The sequence below is a fragment of the Geobacter sp. genome (assembly GCA_009684525.1).
GTDB lineage: Bacteria > Desulfobacterota > Desulfuromonadia > Geobacterales > DSM-12255 > Geoanaerobacter.
In genome coordinates, this window is the sequence record WKKR01000001.1 from 56,710 (window position 1) to 74,505 (window position 17,796).

General features: G+C 49.3%; 16 protein-coding genes and 8 tRNA genes. 18 read left to right on the plus strand and 6 right to left on the minus strand.

Annotated elements, in window-relative coordinates; genetic code table 11:
- Positions 1 to 16 precede the first annotated feature (16 nt).
- The 4 genes from GJT30_00240 to GJT30_00255 all read left to right on the plus strand — a co-directional run bounded on the left by GJT30_00240 (position 17) and on the right by GJT30_00255 (position 3,928).
- Positions 17 to 478: a CBS domain-containing protein gene (locus GJT30_00240; GenBank protein ID MSM38048.1), complete on the plus strand. Its 462-nt coding sequence runs from the start codon at positions 17 to 19 to the stop codon at positions 476 to 478.
- A complete protein-coding gene (gene tsaE, locus GJT30_00245; protein ID MSM38049.1) occupies positions 475 to 945 on the plus strand; it encodes a tRNA (adenosine(37)-N6)-threonylcarbamoyltransferase complex ATPase subunit type 1 TsaE in 471 nt (156 codons plus the stop codon). Before GJT30_00240 ends, tsaE begins: the two co-directional genes overlap by 4 nt.
- 105 nt (positions 946 to 1,050) lie before the next feature.
- Positions 1,051 to 2,268 (plus strand): aspartate kinase, encoded by a 1,218-nt coding sequence (locus tag GJT30_00250; protein MSM38050.1) that lies wholly within the window; start codon positions 1,051 to 1,053, stop codon positions 2,266 to 2,268.
- A 91-nt stretch (positions 2,269 to 2,359) separates the two neighbouring features.
- A complete protein-coding gene (locus tag GJT30_00255) occupies positions 2,360 to 3,928 on the plus strand; it encodes a citramalate synthase (GenBank protein MSM38051.1) in 1,569 nt (522 codons plus the stop codon).
- 171 nt (positions 3,929 to 4,099) lie between these two features.
- On the opposite strand, the gene GJT30_00260 is transcribed toward GJT30_00255, so the two are convergent.
- The 6 genes from GJT30_00260 to GJT30_00285 form a co-directional block, all read right to left on the minus strand.
- Positions 4,100 to 4,186, minus strand: a tRNA-Leu gene (locus tag GJT30_00260).
- 90 nt (positions 4,187 to 4,276) lie between these two features.
- The gene (locus GJT30_00265; protein ID MSM38052.1) at positions 4,277 to 4,429 is read right to left on the minus strand and encodes a hypothetical protein; all 153 of its coding nucleotides are present in this window, start codon (positions 4,427 to 4,429) and stop codon (positions 4,277 to 4,279) included.
- 108 nt (positions 4,430 to 4,537) lie between these two features.
- Positions 4,538 to 5,953: a DNA recombination protein RmuC gene (rmuC, locus tag GJT30_00270; protein ID MSM38053.1), complete on the minus strand. Its 1,416-nt coding sequence runs from the start codon at positions 5,951 to 5,953 to the stop codon at positions 4,538 to 4,540.
- An 84-nt stretch (positions 5,954 to 6,037) separates the two neighbouring features.
- Entirely contained in the window at positions 6,038 to 7,015 is a 978-nt protein-coding gene (sppA, locus tag GJT30_00275; protein ID MSM38054.1) for a signal peptide peptidase SppA, read from the minus strand.
- A gap of 32 nt (positions 7,016 to 7,047) precedes the next feature.
- Positions 7,048 to 8,361, minus strand: a complete 1,314-nt coding sequence (locus tag GJT30_00280) for a hypothetical protein (GenBank protein ID MSM38055.1) — start codon at positions 8,359 to 8,361, stop codon at positions 7,048 to 7,050.
- Positions 8,354 to 8,683 (minus strand): YcgN family cysteine cluster protein, encoded by a 330-nt coding sequence (locus GJT30_00285; GenBank protein MSM38056.1) that lies wholly within the window; start codon positions 8,681 to 8,683, stop codon positions 8,354 to 8,356. Before GJT30_00285 ends, GJT30_00280 begins: the two co-directional genes overlap by 8 nt.
- 798 nt (positions 8,684 to 9,481) lie before the next feature.
- Here GJT30_00285 and GJT30_00290 point away from each other — a divergent pair.
- The 14 genes from GJT30_00290 (at position 9,482) to GJT30_00355 (ending at position 17,757) form a co-directional block, all read left to right on the plus strand.
- Positions 9,482 to 9,637, plus strand: a complete 156-nt coding sequence (locus GJT30_00290) for a hypothetical protein (GenBank protein ID MSM38057.1) — start codon at positions 9,482 to 9,484, stop codon at positions 9,635 to 9,637.
- A 179-nt stretch (positions 9,638 to 9,816) separates the two neighbouring features.
- On the plus strand, positions 9,817 to 10,533 hold the full coding sequence (locus tag GJT30_00295; GenBank protein MSM38058.1) for a ribonuclease PH: 717 nt from the start codon (positions 9,817 to 9,819) through the stop codon (positions 10,531 to 10,533).
- Positions 10,530 to 11,126 (plus strand): XTP/dITP diphosphatase, encoded by a 597-nt coding sequence (locus tag GJT30_00300; GenBank protein ID MSM38059.1) that lies wholly within the window; start codon positions 10,530 to 10,532, stop codon positions 11,124 to 11,126. The genes GJT30_00295 and GJT30_00300 overlap by 4 nt, the downstream gene beginning before the upstream one ends.
- A gap of 98 nt (positions 11,127 to 11,224) precedes the next feature.
- Positions 11,225 to 11,302: transfer RNA gene (locus tag GJT30_00305), tRNA-Pro, on the plus strand.
- 5 nt (positions 11,303 to 11,307) lie between these two features.
- Positions 11,308 to 11,384, plus strand: a tRNA-Arg gene (locus GJT30_00310).
- A 13-nt stretch (positions 11,385 to 11,397) separates the two neighbouring features.
- Positions 11,398 to 11,473, plus strand: a tRNA-His gene (locus GJT30_00315).
- A gap of 105 nt (positions 11,474 to 11,578) precedes the next feature.
- Positions 11,579 to 11,661 (plus strand) — tRNA-Leu (locus tag GJT30_00320).
- 139 nt (positions 11,662 to 11,800) lie between these two features.
- Complete coding sequence (gene tig, locus GJT30_00325) at positions 11,801 to 13,096, plus strand: trigger factor (protein MSM38060.1); 1,296 nt, start codon at positions 11,801 to 11,803, stop codon at positions 13,094 to 13,096.
- Between the two features lie 41 nt (positions 13,097 to 13,137).
- The gene (clpP, locus tag GJT30_00330; protein ID MSM38061.1) at positions 13,138 to 13,737 is read left to right on the plus strand and encodes an ATP-dependent Clp endopeptidase proteolytic subunit ClpP; all 600 of its coding nucleotides are present in this window, start codon (positions 13,138 to 13,140) and stop codon (positions 13,735 to 13,737) included.
- Entirely contained in the window at positions 13,734 to 14,987 is a 1,254-nt protein-coding gene (gene clpX, locus GJT30_00335) for an ATP-dependent Clp protease ATP-binding subunit ClpX (protein MSM38062.1), read from the plus strand. Before clpP ends, clpX begins: the two co-directional genes overlap by 4 nt.
- Positions 14,984 to 17,416 carry an endopeptidase La gene (locus GJT30_00340; GenBank protein MSM38063.1) on the plus strand — a complete coding sequence of 811 codons (2,433 nt, stop codon included), beginning with the start codon at positions 14,984 to 14,986 and terminating at the stop codon, positions 17,414 to 17,416. The genes clpX and GJT30_00340 overlap by 4 nt, the downstream gene beginning before the upstream one ends.
- A gap of 75 nt (positions 17,417 to 17,491) precedes the next feature.
- Positions 17,492 to 17,568: transfer RNA gene (locus GJT30_00345), tRNA-Asp, on the plus strand.
- 7 nt (positions 17,569 to 17,575) lie between these two features.
- Positions 17,576 to 17,651 (plus strand) — tRNA-Val (locus GJT30_00350).
- A gap of 29 nt (positions 17,652 to 17,680) precedes the next feature.
- Positions 17,681 to 17,757 (plus strand) — tRNA-Asp (locus tag GJT30_00355).
- The last annotated feature ends 39 nt before the right edge of the window (positions 17,758 to 17,796 follow it).

Consider the following 17,796-nt stretch of genomic DNA (forward strand, 5'->3'; position numbering starts at 1 on the left):
CCGAGGGGAGATGCTCATGTTGACAGCAGCCGATATCATGACCAGCCAGGTTATCACGGTAACCAGGGAGACAACAATCAAGGAGCTGGCAGAATTGTTCGTACAGCACCGCATCAGCAGTCTGCCGGTTGTGGATGGAGAAGGGAAACTGGTCGGGATGGTTACCGAAACCGATCTGATCGAGCAGGACCGCAATCTCCATATCCCCACGGTTATCTCCCTGTTCGACGGGGTCTTTTATCTGGAGAGCGAGCGAAAGCTGGAAGAGCAACTGAAGAAGATGACCGGCAAAACCGTTGCTGACATTTTCACTGCCAAGGTGGAGACTGCCGGCCCGGGAATGCCGATCAGCACCATTGCCGATATCATGAGTGCAAACCGCTACAATGCCGTGCCGGTTGTCGAAAATGGCAAGCTCATCGGGATCGTTGCACGCATTGACCTGATCAGAACCATGATTGCAGAGGGTGAAGTGTGACGGAACTGGTAACGCTGAGCGCCGAGGATACGCACGCACTCGGTGCAGCTTTGGGGCAAATGCTAGTAGCTGGGGATTTCATCGCGCTCATCGGCGATCTGGGTGCGGGCAAGACCCATTTTGTCAAGGGGGTTGCCGCAGGTCTCGGTGTAACGGACGATGATCCCGTAACAAGTCCTACCTATACCCTTCTCAATATCTATACCGGACGTATCCACCTCTATCACTTCGATCTCTATCGTCTTTCCGGTGCAGAGCAGGTGGATGACCTCGGTTTTGCCGAGTATTTCAGCGGCGACGGCGTCTGTCTGGTGGAATGGGCCGAGCGTTTGGGAGATATTCTGCCTTCTGAACACCTTTCTATCAGCTTTTTCCATAGCGGCGACGACAGGCGCAGACTGGTCTTTTCTGCTGCCGGTGTGAGAGCCGAAATGCTCATGCGGGATCTGCTCGCTGTTTGCCAATAGAAAATTGTTTGACCTGCCTGATAAATCTTGCTAAATACTAACTCCCACACATATTGGGAAACTCTCAGCATTGCTGTGATTATCAGTTGATAAGGAGGATGTGAGATGGCGCTAGTGGTGCAAAAGTACGGCGGGACCTCCATGGGCTCCATAGAGCGTATCCGGAACGTTGCCAAGAGGGTCGCAAAAACCTATGACGCCGGCAACGACATGGTGGTTGTCGTTTCTGCAATGTCTGGCGAGACGAACAAGCTGGTCGCTCTTGCCAATGAAATTTGCGAGTTCCCTGATCTGCGCGAATACGATGTGCTTGTTGCCTCAGGCGAGCAGGTTTCTATTGCGCTCCTGGCCATGTGTCTCAAGTCGATGGGGTATAAAGCAAAATCCTATCATGGCTGGCAGGTGCCGATCATTACCGACAGTGCCTGCAGCAAGGCCCGGATCGAGGATATCCCCGATGAGAATGTCCGCGCAGACCTGAAGGATGGGGTCATCGTCGTTGTTGCCGGATTCCAGGGGATCGACAAGGAGGGGAACGTCACTACCCTCGGGCGCGGTGGTTCGGACACCTCTGCGGTTGCAATGGCAGCTGCCATGAAGGCCGATGTCTGTGAAATCTTTACGGATGTAGACGGTATCTATACGACTGACCCGAATATCTGCAGTGATGCCCGCAAGGTTGAGAAGGTTTCTTACGACGAGATGCTGGAACTGGCCAGTCTGGGAGCGAAGGTCCTGCAGATCCGCTCGGTGGAGTTTGCGAAGAAATATAATGTGGACGTGCATGTCCGCTCAAGTTTTAATGAAAATCCAGGAACCATGGTGACCAAGGAGGATAAAGATATGGAAGCAGTGCTCGTTTCAGGTATTGCCTACGACAAGAATGAAACCAAGATTGCGGTCATGCATGTACCCGACAAGCCGGGTATTGCAGCCAAGTTGCTTACTCCGTTGTCCGATGCGAATATTTCCGTCGACATGATCGTACAGAATGTCAGCGAAGACGGATTCACCGATTTTACCTTTACGGTCACCAAGGCTGATTTCAAGCGGGCGCTGGCTATTACCAAGGAAGTCTCTGCCGAGGTGAATGCCAAGGAAGTTCTTACTGATGAGAATATTTCCAAGATCTCCATCGTCGGCGTTGGCATGCGGAGCCACGCTGGTGTTGCCACAAAGATGTTCCAGGCCCTGGCCCAGGAAGGTATCAACATCCAGATGATCTCCACCTCCGAGATCAAGGTTTCGGTAATTGTTGATGCCAAGTATACCGAACTTGCCGTCAGGGTACTGCACGATGCTTTTGGTTTGGCCGGAAACTAAGATTGCTTGACATGTCTGTGCGGAAGTGCGGCATGGCTGCACTTCCGCATTTTTACACCCAATTCCCGAGTTTTCATTAAGGTGACTGATTATGAGTCTTGTAAAGCTGTATGATACGACGTTGCGAGATGGGACCCAGTCGGAAGATATTTCGTTTCTGCTCGAGGACAAGATCCGTATTGCCCATCGGCTTGACGAGGCTGGCATCCACTATATCGAGGGAGGCTGGCCGGGGAGCAACCCCAAGGATGTAGCCTTTTTCAAGGAAATCAAGAAGGAAAAACTTGATCGAGCCAAGATTGCGGCTTTCGGCTCAACCCGCCGGGCCAAGGTGACGCCTGACAAGGACCAGAACATCAGAACCCTGATCCAGGCAGAGCCCGACGCCATTACCATCTTTGGCAAAACCTGGGATTTCCATGTCCGTGAGGCCCTCAGGATCTCACTGGACGAGAACCTTGAGCTGATCCATGATTCACTCGAATATCTGAAACGCCATGCTCCCGAGGTCTTTTACGATGCCGAGCATTTTTTCGATGGCTACAAGGCCAACCCCTCGTATGCCATGCAGACCCTCAAGGCTGCCGAAACTGCCAATGTGGACTGTATCGTGCTCTGTGACACCAATGGCGGGACCATGCCCTTTGAGGTGGTGGAGATCATCAAGGCGGTAAAGAAGGAGATCAAGACACCGCTTGGCATTCATACCCACAATGACGGGGAATGCGCAGTTGCCAATTCGCTCCATGCCGTGGACCAGGGGATAATTCAGGTGCAGGGGACCATCAACGGCTTTGGTGAGCGTTGCGGTAATGCCAATCTCTGTTCCATTATCCCGGCACTCAAGCTGAAAATGAAGAAGGAGTGCATCAGTGATGAACAGCTCAGGAAACTCAGGGACCTCTCCCGTTTTGTCTATGAGCTCGCAAACTTTTCTCCTCCCAAGCATCAGGCGTATGTCGGGAATGCTGCCTTTGCCCACAAAGGGGGAGTGCATGTCAGTGCCATCCAGCGCCATCCTGAGACCTATGAGCACATCCGTCCCGAGTTGGTCGGCAACACCACCCGGGTACTGGTTTCCGATCTGTCCGGTCGATCGAACATCCTTGCCAAGGCAGAAGAGTTTAACATAAATCTGGACAGCAAAGACCCCGTCACCCTTGAGATACTTGACAACATCAAGGAGATGGAGCATCGCGGGTATCAGTTCGAGGGCGCCGAGGCTTCCTTCGAGCTCCTCATGAAACGTGCCTTGGGCGCCCATCGGAAGTTTTTCTCAGTAACTGGCTTCCGGGTGATCGACGAGAAACGGCATGAGGATCAGAAACCGATCTCAGAGGCGACCATCATGGTCAAGGTCGGCGGCAAGATCGAGCATACTGCTGCTGAGGGGAATGGACCGGTCAATGCTCTCGACAATGCCCTGCGCAAGGCTCTGGAAAAGTTCTATCCCAAGCTAAAAGAGGTTAAGCTTTTGGACTACAAGGTGCGGGTCCTGCCGGCAGGGCAGGGGACTGCTTCGGCAATACGCGTTCTCATCGAGTCCGGGGATAAGGAGAGTCGCTGGGGGACCGTGGGCGTATCGGATAATATCATCGATGCTTCCTATCAGGCCCTCATCGATAGCATCGAATACAAATTGCATAAGGGCGAAGAATAGTAATAAACCTTAAGCATAAAGAAAAAGGCCATGCTTGTTGACGTAAGCATGGCCCTTTTCTTTATGCGGGATCGGATGTAAGCGGTGCCTGAGGGAAGTCTGGCGTTGCTAAAAGTTGCTAAATAGGTAAACGAAAAGGGTTACGGAGCGAACCGTAACCCTTTGATTTTGTGGTGCCGAAGACTGGAATCGAACCAGCACGAGGGAACCCTCACTAGAACCTGAATCTAGCGCGTCTACCAATTCCGCCACTTCGGCATCTGAGAAGACATTCTATAGCACTGTTGGTGGGGCTTTGCAAGAAAAAAATAATGCTATGATGCGCTCAAGGGTGCTGTCCAATGGGGTTTAGATGAACAGAGGACTATCTTCTTGAGAAGTCTCATTCTCTTCTGTTTCTCCCTGCTTGAGTAGAAGTACCAGGGTGCTCGCCAGCGCAGCGCCGACGAGAAATGACAGCAGAACCATCCCGGACCCCATTCCGCGTTCTTCTTCAGCCATGACCAGTTGCCTCCTTCATGATGGATGTAAAGTAGCATAACAGAAACTTGAGTTGTTGTATAGAGGCGTGGCGCATGATTTCCGCAGGTGAGGACTGCTCCATCAGGATTATGGCTCATCCGTGGTGTTAGCGAGCGATACATGCAGAGCCCGAGGCATTTTTTCGATGTTAGTGCCCATTTCGATATCACGATCGGTAGCGGCACCCAATTCCTTGAACCGTCGAGCTGTTACCAATACTCGTGATTCCATCGAACCAATGGCTTTGTTATATGATTCTACGGCCCTTTCCAGGCCTTTACGGAGATCGTCGAAATGCCCGGCGAGATGAGCGATCCTCTCATAGAGATTTTTTCCCAGATCGCAGATGGCCTGCGCGTTCTCAGCCAACTGCTCCTGACGCCAACCATACGCCACTGCTCGGAGAAGAGCGATCAGGGTGGTTGGCGTTGCGAGGATTACCCTTTGCCCTACACCGAATTCTATCAGGGCGGGATCCTGTTCCAGTGCCGCACTGAAAAAGGTTTCACCGGGGAGAAAGAGAACGACGAACTCCGGAGTTGGCTGGAATTGATCCCAGTACGATTTGGCGCTCAGTTTTACGAGATGGGTACGGATCTGTTTAGCATGATCCTGCAGATGTCGTATTTTCTCATCATCATCACTGACTTCCAGCGCTTCCAGATATGCCTGCAAAGGTGCCTTTGCATCAACGATGATATTCCTCCCGCTGGGAAGTTTTACGACCATATCGGGACGAAGCCGCCCATCAGGACCGGTAACGCTTTCCTGCTCGAAGAAATCGCAGTAATTCAGCATTCCGGCGATTTCAACCACTCTCTTTAGTTGGATTTCCCCCCAGCGACCTCTCACGTTCGGTGCGCGTAGTGCTTTCACCAATCTGGCAGTCTCGCCCTGAAGCTGGGACTGGCTTGAGGCCAGTGTCCTGAGCTGTTCCGCAAGGGTATCAAATGCCGTTGCCCGAGTCTTTTCCAGTTCGTGTATCTTCAGGTCTACCTTTTCGAGAGACTCTTTCATCGGCCGAACGAGCTCGTCGATTGCGATGCGCCGGGATTCCAGATCGTTTCGTGCCCCTTCCTGAAATTTTTCCAGTGTTGCCTTTGCCAATTCGATAAACGATTGGTTATTGTTTTGTAATGCCTGGGCTGACAATGCCTGAAATGCATCGGAGAGTTTTGCCTGGGCTTCATTGAGTATGGCCAGCTTCTCCTGGGCAATTTGTCGTTCACCCAAAAGACGAATCTCCATTTCAGCAATGGTTGTTTGAAGTGATGTACGTGCGGAGATTGCATCGTGCAATTCGGCTTCGACCCTCATCTTGGCGGTTTTCAGTTCATCTACCTGCTGGTCTCGTGCCTGGAGACGCTCAATAAGCCTGGCATTTTCCAGGCTGTTCGCTGTGTTGGTTTTCTCATGGAGGAGGCGCAGTCTCAATGTGGCGAGCAGCCAGCCGAGAATTCCACATGTTATGGATGCGCCGATAACAGTGAGATACTGTGTCATTACTGGAACCTCGGGACTGGATGCATGAAGGCGAGCGTGTGAGAGTTCTTCATACTGACGGGTGGACTGTTTGCAAGAATTGCTTCAGTGTTGCCAAAGGTAGAGAAACTGGGTGCCCTGAAACATGTCAATACCATCAGCGTTGATGTTTACGAGATTTACAGTGGGGACGGCTGTCCCATTCACTGACGAGTAGATCGAGCTTTGAAAGCTTCCTGGGCGGTAATAGCGTATGATTCGCGCTTCCGGAATCTGGAGTTGTTGTTTCATGTCGGCAATGTCATCTTCCAGATATCCGACTTTATCGATAAGATGTGCATTTAGGGCCTGATCTGCCGTAAAAATCCTCCCGTCAGCAAGTGGCTTGAGGGACTCTTTGTTCAGGCGGTTTCCCTGTCGGGACAGGACAACATCCGTGAAACGTGAATACAGCCTGTCAATGATCTCCTGGATGATGCGATGTTCATCGACAGTGCTCTCTCTGAATGGGGAAAGTATATCCTTTTTATCACCCGATTTGATGGATTCTTCAGCAACGCCAACCTTTGCAAGAAGTCCCGATAGATTAAACCGGAACAGGATTACTCCGATACTCCCGGTGATCGCTGTCGGATGAGCACTGATGCGGTCAGCTGCTGTGGCAACATAATAGCCGCCTGACGTCCCAAGCCCAACAATACTGGCGTAGACAGGAATAGGATGACGTGTCTTGAATGTGAGAATCTCATGGTGGATGATGTCACTAGCGGTAACCGTCCCTCCTGGAGAGTTGATTCTCATAACAATGCCGGCAATCTCCTTGTCCGTATCGGCCTTTTGCAGGGCTTCCTTGACGAGTGCGACCGTTGATGGCTTCTCTTGGCTCAACTGGCTTGCCCCCTGATCTCGTTCCGAGACAAAGCCCGTGATGTCGATGAGAAGAATTTTTGGCGTACCATCTCCCTCGATTACCTTCTCTTGAAGCGGCTGAAGTGGTTTCAACATGTCTACGTTGATAAAAGCGCAGCCAGGGCAAGCTAAAGAAAAAAGCACAAGGCAGAGTGCTAAGAAGGATCGGTTCATTGCGGCGGCCCTCATGAGGTTGTCTTTTTCTGTCAGGGGGGTGAGTTGGTCTTTTGTACGGCTATTGCAGCAACCAGAAATTCCTTTGCCCGTCGAACGTCATCAATGGTCTGAAATTCTCTATAGCCGTCTGCATGGTCTGGATCGAGACCACGATAGAAGCGGGGACGCTGAGCAGTAAAACCTCGTAGCGCCTTGGATGTGGCATAGTTGTCACTTTGGACGGTTTTTGCTAGGCGGACGACTTCATGAATTATCCCGCAACCGAGTCTGAACAGCCGCTTGATATATTCTTTGTGAATAATTTCTCTCCCTTTGGCTTCGTTGTTTCCAGCAAGGTGCTCCAGGGCAATGTTCAGCCAGCCGTAGACACGATTACTGATGGTCCTGATCGTATCATCATCTGGCATGGTTCCGTTTTCAGCAATAAGGGCACAGTTGAAAAGGTAGCCTAGTTCCTGCTGCAGGGCAACGGAAGAACTCCTCTGCAGGATGCGGGAAAGAAGGGTATCTCCATCGCCATTGTCCGGAGACGACAACAAGACTGCAGCATACACATCGGCTGTTATGGCTGATTTCCCATCACTGAGTGCAAATGCTTCGGGAGGAATGGGAAGGTAGATTTCGATGGCCTGATCATAATCTGGGAAACCCAGATCTGCGAGACGGCCACTTTTAAACTGATAGCAGAGATCCTCAAGTTCACTTTTTATGCTTGATCTGCACCCCTCCATGAGATCCATATAGAGCTGATGGTCGTGTCGGTACAAGATGTCAATCAGGGTTCCCATGAGGCGGGCATGCTTACTGTCGCGGAAGGTGATGAAGTAGAGGTTGTCAATGCTGTGGTCCCAATCGCCCAATCGTTCGGCGTCAGTCGAGAGTTCTCCAACGCCTCCTCCGACTTCAATGCTATTGAGCAGAATCAGTTGAATCAATTCCCAGTCGAGTTCTCTCAGATGAGCCCACAAATGCTCTTCGCCGATCGATAAAATATAGTCAAGCCAAGTGCAGGCCTGATCAAACCTGAAATCCCATTTTTCCCACAGTTCGAGATCGAGGCAGAAAGCCAGTTGTTCAGGTGAACAGTTGGACAGCAAAGAGACCGCGTCTGTTTCACCAATCTCTTTTATCATGAGATAGAATTCCTGGGGGGCAAAAGCTTTCGTAAGCTCCTTCCCTTCAGGATCTTCGGTGAGAAGGTCGAGTCGCTTTCTGCTTGGCAACTCTCTGATCCGGTCGATTTTTTGTAAAAACGGGAGAGAGGAGAACTCCTGCGCGGACAGCTTCCCGCCTTTAATTATCGCGAGGGCGGGCTTGGTTGATGGTTGAAGATTTTCAGTCATGATCAGAACGTCTCGTTTCTCGACGGTTTTTGCAAGTGCTGCCTGGACGCCGCTTGATACCAAGGGATTTCCGGTAGCCGCAGTCGTCATGAAGCCAATGGAGTTGTTCAACTAGTTCGGGAGTCAACTGGAGACAGTCTGGGTTAATTTCAAATCTTCTCTCATATACCTTGCATTGCCTCGTAACGACATCCAGGTAGCGACACGGAACGGCACTGAAAAAGATGGTCCCATCATCGTCTTCCAGTTTTTTAAAGCAACAGGTTCCGCACTGTTCGCACAGGTTTTCCCATATTATATTGTCTTGGGTACGCTTACTCATCGGCTGAGAATACATCAATCCTGATCTGCTCGTCAATGACGTTAACCCTCTTTTGTCGGTAGACTTCCGTGTCTGAATTACGGATCGACATTAGGGGTACGGTTAGGGTCTATTGGAGAAAAACGGTGTCAGCCAAAAAATGCGTGTGAATAGTGTAAATGGTATATCTAGACGCTTCCTGCATTGGCGAATTGTTGCGAGGTCAATCGAGCCAGCAGAACCAGTATTGCAAATATCCAATATCATATGTACATTTTGCAAACCTTGTCCGAAGATTAGGTAAAGCGGTTAATATCCACCAGAAACGCATGGTATTTAAAAAGTCAAATCTAAAGATTGAATGCTCCCACGTGGTTTTATATTTACGTCATTATGTTGACGGTGTGGCAGGGCATATTCATTGCTGTATACAGCGGTCCGCAGCAACGGTTGATTTGCCTTAACATCATGAAAATAATACGTTTGATTGCCGTGGATGCTTTTGTGGGATTTCATGATAGAAAGATCATCGTTGCAGTGCAGGGATGGTCTCTGTTGGCGCGAAACAGAGTAGACCGTCATAATATTGTCGGATTGTGTTGTGATTGGCAGATTATCTTGCAATCTGAAGTATGGCATCTAAGTATATTGAATTTTTATTATACACATTTATGTACGGTAATATCTTGAAATGATACATCGTTTTAGTTACCTGTCTGGGTATTGAACACTTCTGTGTGGGAATTTTGATGTTTTCGGCATGCATGCTGAATATATCCCTGTCGTCTGTTGTTAAATGATGCAATGGGGGTACTAATTATGAAATGTCCAAAATGCAAAGGCCGTATGTTCAACGAAAAATTTTACGATTACGTAAGATCCTTTGATGCATGGAAATGCACTTGCTGCGGCGAAGTTCTCGACCCCACGATTTTGACGAACAGAGCCAGGAGTCATAATCATTTTCTAGGCTAAGAGTTAAAGATAACCATGGATATGGAAAGGGGGTGTGCTTTGAAAGCGCACCCCCTTTTTTCGTCACGTCGAGGTGGAGCATGCTCAGGGTGGACTTTAGAGGCTCTCATAAACTTCACATTGACATCTCAGCACAGCCTTTGTTACTACTCAGCAAACATATAAAGGAAGGAAGCAGTATGCGTAAGGATGGTCGAGAAGCGCACGAACTACGCCTGATTGCTATGACCCGCAATGTCAATAGATATGCTGAAGGGTCTGCACTGGTCGAGTTTGGAGAGACAAAAGTCATTTGTACCGCGTCCGTTGAAGAAACAGTTCCTCCGTTTCTCAGGGGAAAGGGGACGGGATGGGTCACGGCCGAGTATTCAATGTTGCCACGAGCGACCCATACTCGATCGGCTCGTGAATCGTCAAGAGGAAAAGTCAGTGGACGGACTCATGAAATTCAGCGACTCATCGGACGATCCTTGCGTAGCGTCATTGATTTGACGCTATTGGGGGAGCGTTCGGTTTTGATCGATTGTGATGTGATCCAAGCTGATGGCGGTACTCGAACGGCATCTATAACCGGTGCATATGTGGCCTTGATGGAGGCTGTTCGCGTATTGCAGGGCAGAGGAATAATTGCCGGTAACCCAATCCGTGAAGCGTTAGCGGCTGTGAGTGTTGGAATCGTCGATGGGATTCCTCTGCTGGATCTTGATTATGGTGAGGATTCAATGGCAGAAGTGGACATGAATTTTGTGTTGACCTCTTCGCAGAGGATGGTTGAGGTCCAGGGCACTGCCGAGGGTGAGCCGTTTACGATTGAACAGATGGATGCAATGCGCTCATTGGCGTTTTCAGGGGCTGCGTGTTTGTTCGAGATTCAAAGAAAGGTCCTCTCGACGTGAAGGCAATTCTCATTGCAACATCCAATGCCGGTAAATTCAAGGAGTTTACTGAACTCCTCAAACCCAACGTTGAAACGTGTTATTCTCTTGCCGATTTCCCAGGTCTGGTACTTCCGGAAGAAAACGGGACAACGTTTCTTGAGAATGCACTGCTCAAATCCCGTTATGCAGCGAATCTTACGGGGATTCCAACACTTGCGGACGACTCGGGGCTCGAGGTGGATGCCCTTGATGGTAATCCAGGGGTTTTGTCTGCCCGGTTTGCCGGAGCTGGTTCAGACGATGCAAAAAACAACGAGAAGCTGTTGCGCGAATTGACGGGCGTTGCTTCTGCGTTCCGTCAGGCTCGGTTTGTCTGCTGTCTTGCCTTTTGTACTCCTGCAGGGGAATGCGTAACTTTTGACGGTCAACTCTCCGGTCTTATCCTCGATGCGCCAAGAGGGAGCGCGGGTTTTGGTTATGACCCACTGTTTCTTGTTCCCGAATTTGGGAAAACCCTTGCCGAACTCCCCATCAGCATAAAAAATAGAATAAGCCATCGCTCAAATGCGTTTCAAAAATTTGTTGATTTTCTATCGAAGGAAAAAACATAACAGATGGATTGAGGTAATTATTCATCGTGAACACAACGGGGTAGCGGCTGAAAAATGCTTGCATCGGATATTTCGGTATGCTATAAGTCCTATCTCTACGGGGTGTAGCGCAGCCTGGCTAGCGCACCTGCCTTGGGAGCAGGGGGTCGGAGGTTCGAATCCTCTCACCCCGACCAACTCTGCGCCTGTAGCTCAGCTGGATAGAGCAACGGACTTCTAATCCGTAGGTCGCACGTTCGAATCGTGCCAGGCGTGCCAAGACCTTATTACGGTGGCTATGGTGAAGCGGTTAACACTTACGACTGTGACTCGTACATACGTGGGTTCGAATCCCACTAGCCACCCCATTTAAACTCAGCCCCGCTCAGCGGGGCTTATTGTTATGTCGTGAAGTGTTTACGGTATGTTCATTGTTATCATGGCCGGAAGACTTCTTCAGATCCGATGAACAGGCGAGAGTGGCGGAACTGGCAGACGCACTGGACTTAGGATCCAGCGGGCAACCGTAGGGGTTCGACTCCCCTCTCTCGCACCAACCAGTCACTTTATAACCTTCAATAGCCTACCAACCTTACTTGCTTCATGCCTCAGTGGGATTTCTTGCAGGATCCACACAGAGAGAGTTACTGTGACCCATTCGGTGTAACAAGATTCCATGTGCCAGGAGACCTTAGATGCAGATTACAATTGAAGAGCTCAGCTCAGTCAAAAAGAAAATCAAGTTTGAAGTGCCTGCAGAGCGTGTATCTCATGAAATCGGCAAGGTTTATGAGAAGATTCGGAAACAGGCTGCGGTAAAGGGTTTTAGAAAAGGGAAGGCCCCGCAATCATATATCGAAAAGTATTACAGTGATGCGATGGCTGATGATGTGCTTCGCAATCTGTTCAATGAGTCCTATCCCAAGGCTTTGCTGGATAATAAGCTTGTACCGGTTGCCCACCCTCTCCTTGAAAGTGACGGTGTTGTTGCTGGTGAAGACCTGAAATTTTCTGCAACGGTAGAAGTTGTACCTGAAATTGGAAATGTGGCATATGAAGGGCTGCAAGTTACAAAAGAAACTTTTGTTGCAGATCCGGTGAAGGTAGAGGAGCGTCTTCAGCAGATCCGTGAGAATATGGCTCAATTTGCACCGGCTGCGGCTGACCATGCTGCTGCCCAGGGGGATATGGTTGTCATCGATTTTGAAGGATTTATCGATGGCGTACCGTTTCCTGGTGGAAAGGGGGAGGACCATTCGCTGGTGCTTGGGTCCGGTTCCTTTATCCCTGGATTCGAGGAGCAACTCATTGGGCTCAATGGCGGAGCGGAAGCAGATATCAAAGTTACCTTTCCCTCAGACTATCATGCTAAGGAACTTGCCGGCGTTGAAGCCTCATTTTCTGTTATGGTGAAAGAGATAAAAACACGGGAACTTCCTGCTTTAGATGATGATTTTGCAAAAGAGATGGGTGACTTTGAGAATATGGAACAGCTTCGCAATCGTCTCGAGGAGACTATAGAAAAGCAGGAAAAGGATCGGATCGAATCTGACTTGCGTGAGCAACTCGTGAAGGCTCTTGTTGAAAAGAATGATTGCGAAGTGCCTCAAACTCTCGTTGACAGACAATTGGAGAGCATGCTCGATGGGGCAAAAAAGCGCCTAGAGTCCCAGAGGATGTCATTAGCTATGATGGGGATGGATGATGATCAGTACAAGACCCAGTTTCGTGATGTAGCTGAACATAAGGTGAAAAGCTCTCTTATCATGAGCGCGCTTGCTCGCCAAGAGGGTGTCAAGGTCGAAGAAGCCGATATTGAGCAGCAACTGAAAAAAATGTCTGAAGAAAGTGGTCATAATTACGATAGATTAAAAGAGTTCTACACGAATAATGCCCAGGCAAATGAATCGCTTGTCGAATATCTTATCGACGAAAAGGTTTTTTCGATGCTCATGGCAAAAGCGGAAATAACCGAAGCCGCAAAGAGCTAATTTTGATTGAGGCTATACATGATCAGAAAAGGAGAGATGTGATGCTGGTGCCGATAGTCGTGGAGCATACCGGCAGGGGTGAGCGATCTTATGATATTTACTCCCGGCTGTTAAAGGACAGGATCATTTTTCTTGGTGGTGCTATAGATGACCATCTATCAAACCTTGTAATTGCGCAGATGCTCTTTCTTGAAGCAGAAGACCCGGACAAGGATATCCATCTTTACATAAACTCGCCAGGAGGTGTGGTTACCTCCGGCCTTGCCATCTATGACACCATGCAGTACATAAAACCGCCTGTGGCGACGATCTGTGTCGGGCAGGCGGCATCGATGGCGGCTATGTTGCTTGCTGCCGGTGAAAAGGGGAAACGCTACAGTTTGAGTCACTCTCGAATTATGATCCATCAGCCTTTAGGCGGTTTCCAAGGGCAGGCAACTGATATCCAGATACAGGCCCAAGAGATACTGAGACTTAAGAAAAAACTGAATGAACTCCTCGCATTCCATACCGGGCAAGCGCTGGAAAAGATCGAAACGGATACCGAGCGGGACTACTTTATGTCTGGTGAAGAAGCAAGTAACTATGGTATTATTGATTCGATTATGACCAGAAATAACCTTGCCGGAGGTTCCAGGTGAGCAGAAGAGATGACAGAACCGAAAACCTGATCTGTTCTTTTTGCGGAAAAAGTCAGGATGAGGTGAAGAAGCTTATTGCCGGGCCGACGGTTTATATCTGCGACGAGTGTATCGAGCTATGCAATGACATCATTGCCGAAGAGACCAAGCTTGAAGAGGCAATGAGTCCTGATGTTCGTAAACTACCCAAGCCGCATGAGATCAAGGATGTCCTTGACGAGTATGTGGTTGGCCAGGAGCGTGCGAAGAAGATCCTTGCCGTTGCCGTCTATAATCATTACAAGCGTATAGAAGCAATGGGCAAGCCCACGGATGTTGAGATGCAGAAGAGTAATATCCTGCTTCTCGGGCCAACCGGATCAGGCAAGACTCTACTTGCCCAGACATTGGCCCGTATTCTTAAGGTCCCCTTTGCCATGGCTGATGCCACCAATCTGACAGAGGCTGGGTACGTGGGGGAGGATGTTGAAAACATAATTCTCAATCTGCTGCAAGCTTCAGATTACGATGTAGAGAAGGCCCAGAAAGGTATCATCTATATCGACGAAATCGATAAAATTGCCCGCAAGTCAGATTCTCCTTCCATCACACGCGATGTTTCCGGCGAGGGTGTTCAGCAGGCTCTGCTGAAAATCATCGAAGGGACGGTTGCCAGTGTACCGCCGAAGGGGGGACGAAAGCATCCGCAGCAGGAGTTCCTCAAGGTCGATACGACAAATATTCTTTTTATCTGCGGAGGAGCATTTGCCGGGCTTGACAATATTATCCAGCAGCGGATTGGCGTAAAGACGCTTGGGTTCGGTGCAGAGGTCAAGAAAAAGTCGGAAAAGAAAAGCGGCGAATTGCTGGCCGAAGTTACGCCTGAAGACCTGTTGAAGTTTGGCTTCATCCCGGAATTCGTCGGCCGGCTCCCTGTTTTGGCTACTTTGGCTGAGCTCAACGAGGAAGCCATGGTTCAGATCCTCAAAGAGCCGAAGAATGCCCTTATCAAGCAATATCAGAAGCTTTTTGAGATGGAGCATGTGAAACTGAAATTTACCGATGGATCGTTGGTTGCCATTGCTCGTGAAGCATTGAAACGGAAAACCGGTGCGCGTGGTTTACGGTCGATCCTCGAGAATGCAATGCTTGACATAATGTATGAAGTCCCTTCGCAAACCATGGTGAAAGAGGTTGTTATCAACGAAGACGTTATCTCCCGCAGGGAGAAGCCGATTATTGTTTACGAAAATATGGCGGAGTCAGCATGATTAATAGTGATAAACCTGTGAAAAAAACACGGCGCTCCAGCAAGAGAGGGGATCTTAAAAGATTCCCTCTCTTGCCGTTAAGGGATATTGTTGTTTTCCCCCACATGGTGGTCCCTCTTTTTGTGGGGCGTGATAAATCGGTGCGGGCTTTGGAACTGGCGGTTGAAAGCGGCAAGAACATTTTTCTCGCCGCGCAAAAAAACGCTACAACCGAAGAGCCTGCCGTTGATGAGATCTTTCAGTCGGGGACCATTTGCCAGATATTACAACTGCTGAAACTTCCTGATGGAACCGTCAAGGTCTTGGTAGAGGGGAAGACCAGGGGGGAGATTGTCGCATTTATCAACCAACGGGAATGTCTCCAGGTTGATGTTGCTGAAGTTACTGAAAAGACAGATGACTCTGTTGAAGCGGAAGCCCTGGTACGCATAGTTACCACCACTTTTGAGAGTTATCTGAAGCTCACCAATAATGCCCCACAGGAAACACTTGAAGCATTGCGTAGCATAAAAGAGCCGGCATTACTTGCAGATAATCTTGTTTCGCATATAGCTTTAAAGCTGCCCGACAAACAAGAACTCCTGGCAATGGCTTCGCCGGTTGACAGGTTGGAAAAGTTGTTGGTTTTCATGGAGGGTGAGATAGAAATCCTCCAGATTGATAAGAAAATTCGTAGTCGAGTTAAAAAGCAGATCGAAAGAACCCAGCGAGAGTATTATCTCAACGAGCAGATGCGGGCCATTCAAAAAGAACTAGGCAGCAAGGATGATTACAAGCAGGAGTTGAAAGAGCTCGAAGATAAAGCGCAAAATCTGCCCCTGACAGAAGAGGCACGTACCAAGGCATTGACAGAATTGAAAAAATTGCACCATATGTCTCCTATGTCTGCAGAAGCAGCTGTTCTCAGGAATTATCTCGACTGGCTCTTTGCGCTGCCTTGGGGAAAATTCGCTGATGAGAAGTCTGACTTGCACGTTGCTGAGCAGGTACTCAATACTGATCATTATGGCCTGGATAAGGTTAAGCAGCGGATTCTGGAATTTCTGGCAGTGCACTCCCTTGTGAACTCGATAAAAGGCCCAATCCTGTGCTTTGTCGGTCCTCCTGGTGTTGGGAAAACCTCACTTGCTCGTTCAATATCTCGGGCGACAGGTCGTGATTTTGTAAAGATGTCTCTGGGCGGTGTCAGAGACGAAGCGGAGATTCGTGGCCATCGCCGGACGTATGTAGGGTCTATGCCGGGGAAGATTATCCAAAGTCTGAAAAAGGTCGGTAGCAATAATCCGGTTTTTCTTCTTGATGAAATAGATAAGCTCTCCTCCGATTTTCGCGGTGATCCTGCTTCCGCTCTTTTGGAGGTCCTTGACCCAGAACAGAATAATGCGTTTTCAGATCATTTCATGGATCTCGATTATGATCTTTCAAAGGTAATGTTCATTACAACCGCAAACTCGCTGCATTCAATACCGCGTCCTCTACTCGATCGTTTGGAGGTGATCAAGCTGGACGGCTATACAGAGCAGGAAAAGTTGCATATTGCTAAAGAGTATCTGGTGAAAAAACAATTACATTCACATGGGTTGCACGACCATGAGGTACAGTTCAACGAGAGTGCCCTTGCTGAAATTATTCGTTATTACACGCGTGAAGCAGGGGTACGCAATCTTGAACGAGAGATTGCAGGGATATGCCGTAAAGTTGCCAGGTCTATTGTTGCAGGTGCAAAAAGGAAATTTATCATCAAGCCCACGCAAGTCCGGGAATTACTCGGTGGCCGTAAATTTACCAGAACCTGTCACAAACATTCCGATTCGATTGGTGTGGTAACAGGCCTTGCCTGGACAGAGGCCGGTGGTGACCTTCTGAGCATAGAGGTCGCTGTCCTGGCAGGAAGCGGTAAACTGACCATCACGGGGAAACTCGGTGAAGTCATGCAGGAATCGGCGCATGCCGCATTGAGCTATGTCCGATCCCGTGCACAACTGCTTGGGTTGAGCAGGGACTTTTATCGCAACTATGATCTGCATATTCATGTCCCAGAAGGAGCTATCCCTAAGGACGGTCCTTCGGCAGGAATTACTATGGCGACTGCAATTGCTTCGGCTTTAACAGGAGTACCCGTTCGCAACGAAATCGCCATGACCGGTGAGATCACATTACGCGGTCGAGTGCTTCCCATAGGTGGAGTTAAGGAAAAACTTCTTGCAGCTCGACGAGCTCAGGTAAAGATGGTAATTCTCCCCTATGAAAACGAAAAGGATCTGCTTGAAATCCCCGCCGATCTCCGTAAAGGAATATCGGTTCGCCTTGTGAATCATATGGATGAGGTTCTCGTTCATGCACTCAAGAGCGGGTTCAGTTCTTCATGGCATATAAAGCAGGGTGATGTTGATGGGAAGCCACGGCCAGTTGCACCAATTTCACATTGATTGTGTGGCAAAAAATGCCTTGACACAGTAGACGTGCCTTTGCTATAAATCAGCTTCTTTTGAAGCGCCTGGTACGGGGTCGTAGTTAAGTCGGTTATAACGCCGGCCTGTCACGCCGGAGGCCGCGGGTTCGAGTCCCGTCGACCCCGCCATTTAACAGGGCGAATAGCTCAGCTGGGAGAGCGCCAGCCTTACAAGCTGGATGTCACAGGTTCGATCCCTGTTTCGCCCACCAATTTGTATGTTATTGTTGTGCAGTTCCAGGGGGTCGTAGTTAAGTCGGTTATAACGCCGGCCTGTCACGCCGGAGGCCGCGGGTTCGAGTCCCGTCGACCCCGCCAATTAGTTTGAGGTCATGGTTAACGCCATGGCCTTTTTAT

Bases quoted from the DNA above. Each gene is read 5' to 3' on its own strand.
- GJT30_00240 (MSM38048.1), top strand. From the start codon at position 17: ATGTTGACAGCAGCCGATATCATGACCAGCCAGGTTATCACGGTAACC.
- GJT30_00250 (MSM38050.1), top strand. From the start codon at position 1,051: ATGGCGCTAGTGGTGCAAAAGTACGGCGGGACCTCCATGGGCTCCATA.
- GJT30_00255 (MSM38051.1), top strand. From the start codon at position 2,360: ATGAGTCTTGTAAAGCTGTATGATACGACGTTGCGAGATGGGACCCAG.
- GJT30_00265 (MSM38052.1), bottom strand. From the start codon at position 4,429: ATGGCTGAAGAAGAACGCGGAATGGGGTCCGGGATGGTTCTGCTGTCA.
- rmuC (MSM38053.1), bottom strand. From the start codon at position 5,953: ATGACACAGTATCTCACTGTTATCGGCGCATCCATAACATGTGGAATT.
- sppA (MSM38054.1), bottom strand. From the start codon at position 7,015: ATGAACCGATCCTTCTTAGCACTCTGCCTTGTGCTTTTTTCTTTAGCT.
- GJT30_00280 (MSM38055.1), bottom strand. From the start codon at position 8,361: ATGACTGAAAATCTTCAACCATCAACCAAGCCCGCCCTCGCGATAATT.
- GJT30_00285 (MSM38056.1), bottom strand. From the start codon at position 8,683: ATGAGTAAGCGTACCCAAGACAATATAATATGGGAAAACCTGTGCGAA.
- GJT30_00290 (MSM38057.1), top strand. From the start codon at position 9,482: ATGAAATGTCCAAAATGCAAAGGCCGTATGTTCAACGAAAAATTTTAC.
- GJT30_00295 (MSM38058.1), top strand. From the start codon at position 9,817: ATGCGTAAGGATGGTCGAGAAGCGCACGAACTACGCCTGATTGCTATG.
- tig (MSM38060.1), top strand. From the start codon at position 11,801: ATGCAGATTACAATTGAAGAGCTCAGCTCAGTCAAAAAGAAAATCAAG.
- clpP (MSM38061.1), top strand. From the start codon at position 13,138: ATGCTGGTGCCGATAGTCGTGGAGCATACCGGCAGGGGTGAGCGATCT.
- GJT30_00340 (MSM38063.1), top strand. From the start codon at position 14,984: ATGATTAATAGTGATAAACCTGTGAAAAAAACACGGCGCTCCAGCAAG.